General features: G+C 63.3%; 12 protein-coding genes. 1 reads left to right on the top strand and 11 read right to left on the bottom strand.

All coding sequences use genetic code 11. The features are described from left to right. Window positions 1-149 precede the first annotated feature (149 nt). Window positions 150-908: a fumarate/nitrate reduction transcriptional regulator Fnr gene (gene fnr / locus IGS55_RS10520; RefSeq protein ID WP_139092116.1), complete on the top strand. Its 759-nt coding sequence runs from the start codon at window positions 150-152 to the stop codon at window positions 906-908. Window positions 909-911: 3 nt separating this feature from the next. On the opposite strand, the gene IGS55_RS10515 is transcribed toward fnr, so the two are convergent. From IGS55_RS10515 to IGS55_RS10465, 11 genes are all read right to left on the bottom strand, one after another. Then, complete coding sequence (locus IGS55_RS10515; protein ID WP_230516842.1) at window positions 912-1436, bottom strand: FixH family protein; 525 nt, start codon at window positions 1434-1436, stop codon at window positions 912-914. Between the two features lie 102 nt (window positions 1437-1538). Further along, complete coding sequence (ccoG, locus tag IGS55_RS10510; protein WP_230516841.1) at window positions 1539-2921, bottom strand: cytochrome c oxidase accessory protein CcoG; 1383 nt, start codon at window positions 2919-2921, stop codon at window positions 1539-1541. Window positions 2922-2925: 4 nt separating this feature from the next. Further along, window positions 2926-3846: a cytochrome-c oxidase, cbb3-type subunit III gene (ccoP, locus tag IGS55_RS10505; protein ID WP_230516840.1), complete on the bottom strand. Its 921-nt coding sequence runs from the start codon at window positions 3844-3846 to the stop codon at window positions 2926-2928. After that, complete coding sequence (locus IGS55_RS10500) at window positions 3839-4042, bottom strand: cbb3-type cytochrome oxidase subunit 3 (protein ID WP_128140672.1); 204 nt, start codon at window positions 4040-4042, stop codon at window positions 3839-3841. Before IGS55_RS10500 ends, ccoP begins: the two co-directional genes overlap by 8 nt. Before the next feature lies 1 nt (window position 4043). Beyond that, on the bottom strand, window positions 4044-4658 hold the full coding sequence (gene ccoO / locus IGS55_RS10495; RefSeq protein ID WP_230516839.1) for a cytochrome-c oxidase, cbb3-type subunit II: 615 nt from the start codon (window positions 4656-4658) through the stop codon (window positions 4044-4046). 15 nt (window positions 4659-4673) lie between these two features. After that, window positions 4674-6101 carry a cytochrome-c oxidase, cbb3-type subunit I gene (gene ccoN / locus IGS55_RS10490; protein ID WP_046681775.1) on the bottom strand — a complete coding sequence of 476 codons (1428 nt, stop codon included), beginning with the start codon at window positions 6099-6101 and terminating at the stop codon, window positions 4674-4676. A 236-nt stretch (window positions 6102-6337) separates the two neighbouring features. Next, the gene (gene ccoS / locus IGS55_RS10485; RefSeq protein ID WP_034752510.1) at window positions 6338-6514 is read right to left on the bottom strand and encodes a cbb3-type cytochrome oxidase assembly protein CcoS; all 177 of its coding nucleotides are present in this window, start codon (window positions 6512-6514) and stop codon (window positions 6338-6340) included. 2 nt (window positions 6515-6516) lie between these two features. Continuing rightward, window positions 6517-8946, bottom strand: a complete 2430-nt coding sequence (locus IGS55_RS10480) for a heavy metal translocating P-type ATPase (RefSeq protein WP_230516838.1) — start codon at window positions 8944-8946, stop codon at window positions 6517-6519. 22 nt (window positions 8947-8968) lie between these two features. Continuing rightward, window positions 8969-9736 (bottom strand): sulfite exporter TauE/SafE family protein, encoded by a 768-nt coding sequence (locus tag IGS55_RS10475; protein ID WP_230516837.1) that lies wholly within the window; start codon window positions 9734-9736, stop codon window positions 8969-8971. Between the two features lie 9 nt (window positions 9737-9745). Then, window positions 9746-11194: an oxygen-independent coproporphyrinogen III oxidase gene (hemN, locus tag IGS55_RS10470; protein ID WP_230516836.1), complete on the bottom strand. Its 1449-nt coding sequence runs from the start codon at window positions 11192-11194 to the stop codon at window positions 9746-9748. A 24-nt stretch (window positions 11195-11218) separates the two neighbouring features. Further along, a complete protein-coding gene (locus IGS55_RS10465) occupies window positions 11219-12886 on the bottom strand; it encodes a methyl-accepting chemotaxis protein (RefSeq protein WP_230516835.1) in 1668 nt (555 codons plus the stop codon). Between the last annotated feature and the right edge of the window lie 154 nt (window positions 12887-13040).

Genomic DNA, 13040 nt, shown 5'->3' with positions numbered 1-13040 from the left:
ACAAATGCCCCTCTCCGCATGGGCTTTTGACGATGTTGCCATATAATTAAAGTCGGAACGTCGTTTATTCAGCGAAATTGCGGTGAAATTGGCACACGGCAACCCGGTATGCAGTAAACTTGTTGTTGCATTTTCTAAAAGGTACCGACATGACTGAAGCGCTAATCACTCCAACCTTGCCCACAGTGACCGTGGAAGCGTTGCGTGCGCGATGCTCGACCTGCAGCATGCATCAATTGTGTCTGCCGATGGGCCTCGATATGGGCGACATGGACAGGCTGGACCAGATCATCGGCCGCCGCCGCAAGATCGTGCGCGGCGCCTCGCTGTTCCGCATCGGCGACTCGTTCCAGAACCTGTACGCGATCCGCCTGGGGCACTTCAAGACGTACCAGATCAATCCGGGCGGCGAGGAGCAGGTGACGGGTTTCCAGATGGCCGGCGAACTGCTGGGCATGGACGCCATCAGCGCCGACCGCCACCACTGTAATGCGGTGGCGCTCGAAGACAGCGAAGTGTGTGAAATCCCGTTTTCCAGCCTGGAACAATTGCTGGGCAATATGCCGACCCTGCTGCGGCATTTCCACCGCATGATGAGCCAGGAAATCACGCGCGAGCAAAGCGTCATGCTGTTGCTGGGCAATATGCAGGCGACGCAGCGCTTTGCCGCCTTCATCGTCAACCTGGCGTCGCGTTACGAAGCGCGCGGCTATTCGAGCAGCAAATTCCAGCTGCGCATGTCGCGCGAGGAAATCGGCAACTACCTGGGCCTGACCATCGAGAGCGTCAGCCGTTTATTGTCAAAATTCAAGAAGGAAGGCTGGCTGCGCGTCTCGAACCGCGAGATCGAGATCCTGCAGCCTGCCAAGCTGAAAGCCATTACGGCCGGTACCGACGTCTGCAAGTAAGGCTTATAACTCTTCATCCGCATGCAGCGCGATGCTGCGCTGCACGGGCCAGGTCCAGATGCCGGACAGGCGCCACTCGCGTTTGTCGTTTTCCACCAGCACTTGCCAGCGGCTGCGCTCGAGCATCGGCAGGGGCACCGAGAAATTGCCGGCCGCATCGGGCCGCACCAGCAGCTTGATATCTTTTTCAGGCAGGGTCGCATGCGCCAGGTGCAGCTGCAGCGGACCCTGATAGGCCTTGCCGAAGCTGTGCACGGAACCGGTCAGGCGCGCTGCGGCGACGTCGTACGCCAGGCTCGTATCCATGGCCAGGTCGCTGGCGATCGTGTCGCGCTTCAAATCCTGGTTGATCGCCTTGCCCTGCTTGTAATAGTCGCCCACCACCAGCGCGTCGGGCTGCGTAAACGCGATATAGCCCATGAAGCTGCCGACGACCACGGACAGGCCGGGACCGATCATCAGCAGCCATGGCCAGCGGTGCTTGTACCACGGTGCAACGGGAGGCTGCAGTTTCAGACTGTCGGACATGGTATTTCTCCTGTGTAAACGGCCAGCCCCCATGCGGGGACCGGCCTTCCTGCAACTTCGTGGCGGCGGCGAGGGCACCCGGTCCCCGTCCGCCTTTCCTTGTTAACGCGGCACGATGAAGACCGCGCTTTCACGCACATGCAGCGATGGATTGTCCAGCGATTGCAATTCGATCGCAATCTTGTTCGACCCCTTCTCGCCCACGCCGTGCGGTACGCGCAGGCGGATCGGCCAGCCCAGCGTTTCGGTCGGCTGCAAGGTCACTTCTTCGCGCGTCAGCAAGGTCAGGCCCGGCAAGCCGGAAGCGCTGATTTTAAAGTGCTGGCTTTGCTCGGACGTGTTCATGATCTGCAGGCGGTAGACGTTTTCGATCATGCCGTCTTCCACCTCGCGCCCCATCGAACCGCGGTCGCGGATCACGTCCATTTTCAGGGGGGTGCGCAGGGCCAGCGAGGTACATACGGCGATGATGATCAGGGCCAGGATGGAAGTGTAGATCAAGACGCGCGGGCGCATGGCGCGCTGGCGTATCTGCTTCGAATTGAAGTTGTTTTCCATCGCATGGTCGGTGCTGTAGCGTATCAGGCCACGCGGCCGCTCGACCTTGTCCATCACGCTGTTGCAGGCATCGACGCAGGCGGCGCAGCCGATGCATTCATACTGCAGGCCGTTGCGGATATCGATACCGGTCGGACACACCTGCACGCACAGTGTACAGTCGATGCAATCGCCCAGCTTGTCGTTGTTGCCGGCCTTCTTGCTCATGGCGCCGCGTGGTTCGCCGCGCTTGGCATCGTAGGTGATGATCAGGGTGTCCTGGTCGAACATGGCGCTCTGGAAGCGCGCGTAGGGGCACATGTATTTGCACACCTGCTCGCGCAGCCAGCCCGCGTTGCCGTAGGTTGCCAGGCTGTAGAACAAGACCCAGAACCATTCCCAGGGACCGAAATTCAAGGTGGTCACCTCGCGCGCCAGTTCCTTGATCGGCGTGAAGTAGCCGACAAAGGTAAAGCCCGTCCACAGGGCGATGGCGCCCCACACCAGGTGCTTGGCCGTCTTCTTGAATGCCTTGCGCACGGAAGGGCCCTGCTTGTCGAGGGCCATGCGCGCGCTGCGCGTGCCCTCGATGCGGCGTTCGACCCACAGGAAGATTTCCGTGTATACCGTTTGCGGGCAAGAGAACCCGCACCACACCCGCCCGGCAATGGCCGTGACGAGGAACAACAAATACGCACAGATGATCAGCAGGGCCGCCAGATAGATGAAATCCTGGGGCCACAGCACGACGCCGAAAATGTAGAACTTGCGCGTGGTCAAATCGAACAGCAGGGCTTGCCTGCCATTCCAGGTCAACCACGGCAAGCCGTAGAACGCGAGCTGGGTAAGCCATACGCATACCCATCGCCAGGTAGCGTAGCGTCCTTTGGCCTCGCGAGGGTAGATCTGCTCGCGGGCCGCATACATCTTGATGACTTGAGGTTCCATTACATCATTTCACGGGCGTCTGGGGATTCGACAGGCTCCAGACATACGCCGACAGCACGTGTACCTTGGATTCGCCGAGGAAATCGCTGAAGGCCGGCATGGTGTTGCTGCGTCCCTTGCGCACGGTTTCCATGATGGTGTCGGCGCTGCCGCCATACAGCCAGACCTTGTCCGTCAGGTTAGGCGCACCGAGCATCTGGTTGCCCTTCGCATCGGCGCCGTGACAGGCCATGCAGGCGCCAAACTTGGCCTTGCCCAGCACGGACTTGACGGGGTCCGAGGTGGAGCCGGACAGGCTCAGCACGTAATGGGCCACGTTCTCGACATCCTTTTCGGAACCCAGCGCGGCGCCCATCGGCGGCATCTGCCCATTGCGGCCGTGCAGGATGGTGGTCTTGATGATGTCGGGTTCGCCGCCATACAGCCAGTCCTTGTCCGTCAGGTTGGGGAAGCCCTTGTTGCCGCGCGCATCCGAACCGTGGCATTGCGCGCAGTAGGTCAGGAACAGGCGCTGGCCGATGGCTTGCGCCTGCGGATCGGCCGCCACCGTCTTCAAGTCCTGGCTCAGGTACTTGTTGAACAGGGGGCCGTAGTCGGCTTCCGCCTTCTTCAGCTCTTCCTCGTACTGGCCCGTGGATTTCCAGCCCAGGCTGCCGGCATAGTTGCCCAGGCCCGGATACAGGAACAGGTAGGCCAGCGCGAAGACGATGGTGATGTAGAACAGCCACATCCACCAGCGCGGCATCGGCGTGTTGAGTTCCTTCAAGTCCTCGTCCCACACGTGGCCCGTGGTGCCGTCGGCGGGGGCGCCGGCGGCCACTTTCACTTTCGACTGCGAGTACAGCAGCACGCCGCAGCCGATGATGCCCAGCAGGGACAGCACGATGATGTAGATGTTCCAGAAGCCATTGGTAAAGTCAGCCATGGTTATGCTCCTTCGCCAGGTTCATCTCGGCCTCGGCCGGATAGTCGAGCGCCTCGTCGGCGAACGGCAGGCGCGCCGCCGCGTCGAAGTCGCTATTGCTGCGGCTGAACGTCCACCACAGGATGCCCACGAACGTCGTAAAGGAAACCACCGTCATGACGCTGCTGGCGCTGTCAAACAGGTTTTCGATTGCCATGCTAATTCCTTGTTTTGATTAATGTACCGAGGCCTTGCAGATAGGCGACCAGGGCGTCTTCTTCCGTCTTGTCCTGCAGCTGCGCGGGGCCGGCGGCGATTTCCGCGTCGCTGTACGGCTGGCCCAGGCGTTGCAGGGCGCGCATCTTCGGCATGATGTCGTCGGGCACCAGCTTGGTCTTCGCCAGCCATGGGTAGGCCGGCATGTTCGACTCGGGCACCACGTCGCGCGGGTTGTTCAAGTGCGTGCGGTGCCATTCGTCGCTGTAGCGGGCGCCCACGCGGGCCAGGTCGGGCCCCGTGCGCTTGGAACCCCACTGGAACGGACGGTCGTAGACGAACTCGCCGGCGACCGAATAGTGGCCATAGCGTTCCGTTTCCGCGCGCAGCGGACGCACCATCTGCGAATGGCAGTTGTAGCAGCCTTCGCGCACGTAGATGTCGCGGCCGGCCAGGCGCAGCGGCGAGTACGGCTTCAGGCCGGCGACGGGCTCCGTCGTGCTCTTCTGGAAGAACAGGGGGACGATCTCGACGGCGCCGCCGATGCTGATCACCACCGTGACCAGGGCGATCAGCAGCCAGGGGTTTTTCTCAATCCATGCATGTGAAAATTTCATTTGCTTTTGCTCCTATCAGGCGTGCGCCGCGTTCAGTTCCGGAATGCGGGCGACGGGGAGTTTGCTGCCGCGCAGAGTCATCCAGGTGTTGTAGCCCATGATGCACATACCCGACAGGTACAGCAGGCCACCGGCCACGCGCACCACGTAGTACGGATACGTTGCTTTCACGCTTTCGACAAAGGTGTAGGTCAGGGTGCCGTCCGGATTGACCGCGCGCCACATCAGGCCCTGCATCACGCCGGCGATCCACATTGCGGCGATGTACAGCACGATGCCGATGGTGGCCACCCAGAAGTGCACGTCGACCAGGCGCGTGCTGTGCATCTGCGTGCGGCCCGCCAGGCGCGGCAGCAGGTAGTAGATCGAACCCATGGTGATGAAGCCCACCCAGCCCAGGGCGCCCGCATGCACGTGGGCAACGGTCCAGTCGGTGTAGTGCGACAGCGAGTTGATGGTCTTGATCGACATCATCGGACCTTCGAAGGTGGCGATGCCGTAGAACGACAGCGAGACGATCATGAACTTCAGGATCGGGTCGGTGCGCAGCTTGTGCCAGGCGCCCGACAGGGTCATGATGCCGTTGATCATGCCGCCCCAGCTTGGCGCCAGCAGGACCAGCGAGAAGACCATGCCGATCGATTGCGTCCAGTCAGGCAATGCCGTGTAGTGCAGGTGATGCGGGCCCGCCCACATGTAGGTGAAGATCAGCGCCCAGAAGTGGACGATGGACAGACGGTACGAGTACACGGGGCGCTCGGCCTGTTTCGGGATGAAGTAGTAGACCATGCCCAGGTAGCCGGCGGTCAGGATGAAACCCACCGCGTTATGGCCGTACCACCACTGGATCATGGCGTCCTGCACGCCCGCATAGGCGGAATACGATTTCGTGAACGAGGCTGGCATGACGGCGCCATTGACCACGTGCAAAATCGTCACGGCCAGGATGTAGGCGCCGAAGAACCAGTTGGCCACGTAGATGTGCTTGACCTTGCGCTTGATCAGCGTGCCGAAGAAGACGATGGCGTAGGCGATCCAGACGACGGCGATGAGGATGGCGATAGGCCATTCCAGTTCCGCGTATTCCTTGCCGCGGGTCAGGCCCATGGGCAGGCTGACGACCGCGCACAGGATTACCGCTTGCCAGCCCCAGAAGGTAAAGGCGGCCAGCTTGTCGGAAAACAGGCGCACCTGGCAGGTGCGTTGCACGACGTAGTACGAGGTGGCGAACAGGCCGCAGATGCCGAAGGCGAAAATCACCGCATTCGTGTGCAGCGGACGCAAGCGTCCGTATGTCAGCCATGGTATGTCGAGGTTCAGGGCAGGCCAGGCCAGCTGAGCGGCGATGATAACGCCAACCAGCATGCCGATGATGCCCCATACCACAGTAGCGACCGCGAATTGCTTCACGATCTTGTAGTTATAGTTCAGCGATTGATCCACAAAGACTCTCCCTGGAATTACTATTTATGATGGTGGCCAGAGAGTAAGTGTTTGACCGCGAAAAAACTTTGATGTGGATCAAAATTCCCCGGATGAAATAAGCGTAGCGAACTGGCATCGAAATAAAGTGATATTTCGGTCAAATTCAGCTCAAAAAAGCCATACAAGATCCCTGCAATCAGGGCGGGGCAGACGCGCCGGCCATGGCGTGCGGGATTTCGGCCGGGCTGGTGCGGTCAGGGATGCGGTTCGCCGGGCGCCGGCTGGGGCGGCGTGTCGTCGTCCTGCAGCACGCGCAGGCCCGGTCCGACGAGGTCGTCGAACTGGCCGCCGTCCGAGGCCGTGAAATACACCCATAGGGCGATGAAGACGACCACGACGCTCAGGGGGATGAGGAGATACAGTGCTTCCATGTTCAGGCTTTCCGCAGGCGCAGGGCGTTGGCGATGACAACGGCCGAGCTGGCAGCCATGCCGACGCCGGACAGCCAGGGGTTCAAGAAACCCAGCGCGGCGGCCGGGATGGCCGTCAGATTGTACAGGGTGGCCCAGCCCAGGTTCTCGCGGATGATGCGCATGCTGCGCGCCGCCGTCTTCGCCGTGTCGAGCACGGACACCAATTGGCTCGACAGCAGCACCGTGTCCGCATGCGCCTGCGCCAGCGCGGCGCCGGAGCCCATGGCGAAGGACACGTCGGCGCCGCTCAGCACGGCCGCGTCGTTGATGCCGTCGCCCACCATCGCCACGACGGCGCCCGTCGCCTGCAACTGCTGCACGAAATCGAGCTTTTCGTCGGGCAGGCATTCGCCGCACGCCGTGTTGATGCCCAGTTCCGTCGCCACGCTTTGCGTCAGCGCTTCCTGGTCGCCGCTGAGCAGCACGACCTGCTTGCCGTGCCGGTGGAAATACGCGACCACGTCGCGCGCTTCCGGGCGCAGCGCGTCGCTGAGTAAAAAGCGCGTCAGCCAGCGCCCCTGCGTGCCCAGGTACAGCGGCGTCATGCCCTGCATGCCGACGGCCGTGTCGCCCAGCGGCGGTCCGGCGATGGCGGCGACAAAGGCCGCATTGCCCAGGCGGTAGCGCACGCCGTCGACGACGCCCTCGAGGCCCTGGCCTTGCACTTCCTGCAACTGTTCCGCATGCGTGCGCGGCGTTTCTCCCGCTGCTGCCACGATCGCCTGCGCCAGCGGATGGGCGCTGCCCGCTTCCAGCGCGGCGGCCACCTGCAGGCAATCGTCCTCGCTCAGGCTGCCGAGTCCCTCGATTTGCCGCAGCACGGGCCGGCCCAGGGTCAAGGTGCCCGTCTTGTCGAAGACGATGTGGGTGGCGCGGTGCAAGGTTTCCAAGACATGCGGCTGGACGATCAGCACGCCGCGCCGCAGCAGGCTGTCGGTGGCGGCCGCCAGCGCCGTCGGCGTGGCAAGCGACAGCGCGCACGGGCACGAGACAACCAGCACGGCAATGGCCACGGGCCAGGCCTGTGCCGGGTCATGCCAGCTCCAGAAGGCGAACACGGCGACGGCGAACAGCAGCAGGCCCAGCACGAACCAGGCCGCCACTTTATCGGCCCACTGCGCGATCTGCGGCTTGCCGCTGCCGGCCCGCTCGATCAGTTTCAGCAGGTCCGACAGGGTGCTTTCGCGCGCCGGTTTCAGTACGCGCACAATGAGCGCGGCGCTGGCGTTGATGGCCCCGCCCGGCACCTGTTCGCCTGTCTTGCGTCGCTGGGCCGCGCTTTCGCCCGTCAGCAGCGATAAATCGAGCGCGCTCGTGCCTTCGACGATGACGCTGTCGGCGGCGATCGCTTCGCCCGGCTTGACCAGGATGATGTCGCCCACGGCCAGGCTGCCGGCCGGCACCAGGGTGGTGGCGCGGTTGTCGGGAAAGCCCGGCATCAAGGACGCGGAGGCAGGCAAGGCGTGCTGCAGGCGCTCGAGCGCGGAAGCGGCCTTGCGGCGCGCCTGCAGCTCGAAATAGCGGCTGCACAGCAAGAGGAAAATGAACATCGTGGCCGAGTCGTAATACACCTCGCCGCGGCCCGTGAAGGTCGCCACCACGCTGCCGAAGAAGGCGGCCAGGATGCCCAGCGCGACGGGCACGTCCATGCCCAGGGTGCGCGCGCGCAGGCTGGCCCAGGCGCCCTGGAAGAACGGCATGGCCGAGTAGCAGATGGCGGGCAGGGTCAGCAGCAAACTTGCCCAGCGCATCAGGCTGGCCATATTCTCGTCCAGGGTGCCATCCTCGGCGGCCAGGTAGGCGGGCGCCACGTACATCATCACCTGCATCATCGACAGGCCGGCGACGAACAGCTGGCGGCCCAGGGTCTTGCTGGCTTTTTGCAGGCGTTCGCCATGGCGCACGGCGTCATACGGATAGGCCGTGTAGCCCACTTGCCGCACGGCTTGCAGGATGTCGCCCGGTTCGCACTGGGCGCGGCTCCAGCGCACGTACAGGCGCTCCGTGGCGACGTTCAGGCTGGCCGCCTGCACGCCGGGCAGGCGCGTCAGCTGGCGCTCGATCAGCCAGACGCAGGCGGCGCAGCGGATGCCTTCGACGGACAGGGTCGCTTCGCAGCTGCTGGCGTCGCGCGCGAATTGCGCGTCGTCATTGCTGTACAGGCGCAGCTCGGGCGGCACCATGGCCGCATCGGCCGCATTGACGGCATATTCGTCGCGGTCGCGGTAATACGCGCTCTGGCCGATGTCGACGATGGTTTGCGCCACCGCTTCGCAGCCGGGGCAGCACATGGCGCGCGGCACGTCGTCGATGGTCACGTTCCAGTTGGAGCCTGCGGGGACAGGCAAGCCGCAATGGAAGCAGGCGGAGGGTTGTAAAACAGCATTCATAGGTTTGTTTTCATGCGTCTTTTCATGGATGGCCCGTGACGCACAGGGCGTCGAGCCAGCCCAGCGAGACGCCATTCGTGGCGCGCAGCAGGCCCAGCAGGCCAAAGCCCAGCACCAGCAAGCCGCTGGCGATGCGCACGGGACGGCGCTGCATCTGCGTGCGCAAGCGCGTGCCCAGCAAACCCATGCCCAGCAGCGTGGGCAGGGTGCCCAGGCCGAAGGCGGCCATCGTGGCCGCGCCGTTCAGGGCCGAGCCCTGCATCATGGCCGTCAGCAGCGCGCTGTAGACCATGCCGCACGGCACCCAGCCCCACAGCCCGCCCACGGCCAGCGCTTTTAACGGCGTATCCATGGGCATCAATGGTTTCAGCAGGGGGCGCACGCGGCGCCAGACGACGTTGCCGGCCGCTTCCAGATGGGCCAGGCCGCGCCAGGCATCCATCAGGTACAGGCCCAAAGCGACGAGCATCAGGTTGGCCAGCCAGTAGCCGGCCACTTGCAGTGACGCCAGGTGCAGCATGCCCGCGCCGGCCAGGCTGCCGGCCAGGGCGCCGGCCAGCATGTAGCTGCCGATGCGCCCGCCGTTGTAGGCCAGCACGCGCAAGACGCCCTGCAACTGCGTCGATTGCAGCGCGGGGCGCGCCACGGCGATGGCGATCACGGGCCGGGCCGGCGCCGGCGCACCGCCGCCGATCGACAGGGCGCCGACGATGCCGCCGCACATGCCGATGCAGTGCACGCTGCCGGCCAGGCCGACGAGGAACATGGGCACGAGGCTGAGGGCGTTCATCGGGCGGCGCTAGACCGTTTTCGAGTAGCGCAGCGGCTGCACCGCGTCGGGCGCCGTATTCGCGCGCGCCATGGTCAGGTAGCGGTCGAAGACCATGCAGATATTGCGGATCAGCAAGCGCCCTTTCGGCGTCACCGTCAGCCAGTCTTCCTCGATGACGAGCAAGCCGTCGCGCGCCAGTTCGCGCAGCTTTTCCAGCTCGGCGGCGAAATAGCTGCGGAATTTCACGGGATGCGCCTGCTCGATGGTGGCGATCGACAATTCAAAATTGCACATCAACATCTGGATGATGATACGGCGCAACAAATCGTCCGTGTCGAGCTTGATGCCGCGCGCGATCGGCAGCACGCCTTCGTCGAGCTTTTCGTAGTAGGCGTCCAGCGTCTTTTCATTCTGGCTGTAGACGGCGCCGACGGAGCTGATGGCCGACACGCCGCAGGCGATCAGGTCCGCTTCCGCGCGCGTCGAATAGCCCTGGAAATTGCGGTGCAGGCGGCCCTGGCGCTGCGCCACGGCCAGGTCGTCCGTGGGCTTGGCGAAATGGTCCATGCCGATGTAGACATAGCCGGCGGCCGTCAGGCGCGCGATGCACAGGCCCAGCATGGCCAGCTTGGTGGCGCTGTCGGGCATGTCGGCGTCGAGGATGCGGCGCTGCGGCTTGAACAGATGCGGCATGTGCGCGTAGTGGTACAGGGCGATGCGGTCGGGGCTGGCGTTGATCACCTTGCGCAGCGTTTCCGTCATCGTTTCCAGGTTTTGTTTCGGCAGGCCGTAGATCAGGTCGATGCTGATCGAGCGGAAACCGGCGTCGCGCGCTGCCTGCATGATGGCCACCGTTTCCGCTTCCGGCTGGATGCGGTTGACGGCCTTCTGCACGTCGGCGTCGAAATCCTGCACGCCCAGGCTGATGCGGTTGAAACCTTGCGCGCGCAGCGAGAACACGCGCTCGCGCGAGACGGTGCGCGGGTCGATCTCGATCGAATACTCGCCGTCCTCATCGGAGGCGAACTCGAAATGCTGGCGCAAATGTGCCATCAGCTCGTCCATCTGTTTTTCGCTCAGGTAGGTGGGCGTGCCGCCGCCGAAGTGCAATTGCTCGATCTGGTTCATGCCGGCAAACAGCTTGCCCTGCATGGCGATTTCCTGCTTTAAATAGCTGAGATAGGTGGCGGCCTTGCTGCGGTCTTTCGTGATGATCTTGTTGCAGGCGCAGTAGTAGCACAGGGTGTCGCAGAACGGCACGTGCACGTACAGCGACAGCGGACGGCGGCCGCCGCGCATGCGCAGCGCGGCCAGCGCTTCGAGGAAGTTGCCATAGCCAAAGTCGGCATTGAAACGGTCGGCGGTCGGGTAGGACGTGTAGCGGGGGCCGGACTGGCTCATCTTGCCGATGATGACCGGGTCGAATTCGACGACCGCGTCCAGGTCGGCGGAAGCACTGCTGAGTAGTGTAGGCATGATGTGTATGAAGTCTTGAAAGGTTTAGGCGGCCAGGCGTTTCATGGCGGGCTTGCCGGCGTTCGCGGCACCCGCAGCGCCCGACTTGCCGCCGGGCGTGGCGACGCGGCGCGGTGGCGGCATCTTGCCGAAATTGAACAGGCTCACGGCTTGAGACAGGCTGGCCGCTTCTTCCGCCAGGCGCGTGGCGGCCGCGGCGGCTTCTTCCACGAGGGCCGCGTTCTGCTGCGTCACCTGGTCCATGTGGGCGATGGCCTGGTTGACCTGGTCGACGCCGATGCTCTGTTCGCGCGAGGCGATCGAGATTTCCTGCATGATGGCCGTCACCTGCTTGACGGAGCTGACCACCTGTTCCATGGTGGCGCCGGCGCGGTTCACCTGCAGCATGCCGGCGCCCACCTTGCCGACGGAAATTTCAATCAGCTGCTTGATGTCCTTGGCCGCCACGGACGAGCGCTGCGCCAGGTTGCGCACTTCGCCCGCCACGACGGCAAAGCCCCTGCCCTGCTCGCCGGCGCGCGCCGCTTCCACGGCCGCGTTCAGGGCCAGGATGTTGGTCTGGAAGGCGATGCCTTCGATCAGGCCGATGATGTCGACGATCTTCTTCGACGAGGTATTGATGTCGTCCATGGTGGTGATGACTTCGGAAACGATCTCGCCGCCCTGCACGGCCACTTTCGAGGCGGCCACGGCCAACTCGTTCGCCTGCACCGAGTTGTCCGCGTTCTGTTTCACCGTCGACGAGAATTCCTCGATGCTCGATGCCGTCTCTTCCAGGCTGGCCGCCTGCGATTCCGTGCGGCCCGACAGGTCCATATTGCCGACGGCGATTTGCTTGGTGGCCACGGCCATGGTTTCCACGTTGATGCGCACGTCGCGGATGGTGGCGATCAGGTTGCTGTTCATCTGTTGCAGCGCGCGCAGCAGCTGGCCCATTTCATCCGTGCTGTCCGTTTCGAAACTGCCCGACAGGTCGCCGGCGGCAATCGCCCGCGCGCCGTTCAGGGCCTTGCCCAGCGGCTTGAGCACGGACATGCGCAAGGTGTACCAGAGGAAGACGTTGATCAGGAAGCCGAACAGGGTGGCGCCGAAGATGGCGTAATTGGTGATCTTGCCGCCGCTGGCGAACAGGCTGATGACGCACACCAGCAGTTGCAAACAGTTGACGATGGAGGTGGCGGCCCAGATGCGCAGGTTGAGCGACATGTGCGTCAGGTTGTGCAGCAGGTGCGCCAGGCCCGGGCGCACGATCTGGCCATGCTTGATGACGATGTTGCCGCCTTCCTTGTTGCGGATGGCCGCATAGGCTTCCTCGGCCGCCTTCACCTGCTCCCGGTCGGGCTTGACGCGCACGGACATGTAGCCGATGGTCTTGCCCGCTTCGCGGATGGGCGTGACGTTGGCGCGCACCCAGTAAAAATCGCCGTTCTTGCAGCGGTTCTTGACCAGGCCCGTCCACGGCGTGCCGGCCTGGATCGAGGCCCACAGGTCGGCAAACGCCTCGGCCGGCATGTCCGGGTGGCGCACGATGTTCTGGGGCGAACCGAGCAGCTCTGCCTCTGTGAAGCCGCTGACCTGGCTGAAGTACGGGTTCACATACACGATATTGCCGTTCATATCCGTTTTCGACACGATGGCCTGATCGTCCAAGACGAGGACTTCACGGTTAGTCACTGGCAAATTTTGGCGCATGGTCGCGGCTTCCTGATCAGTTGAATAGCTAATTGGTGAGTAAGACTTGCACGATTGCAAGAATGGAGATCAGTGTAAGGAGTCGCCTGCGCAAATTTATTGATGTAGATCAAAATCCTCCAGATTGGTCGTGCTTGCACGTATTTAGCGATAG

The organism is Janthinobacterium sp. EB271-G4-3-2 (assembly GCF_020858035.1).
Lineage (GTDB): Bacteria > Pseudomonadota > Gammaproteobacteria > Burkholderiales > Burkholderiaceae_D > Janthinobacterium > Janthinobacterium aestuarii.
Note: the sequence above shows the minus strand (reverse complement) of the source record. Positions and strands in the feature narration are given on the sequence as shown.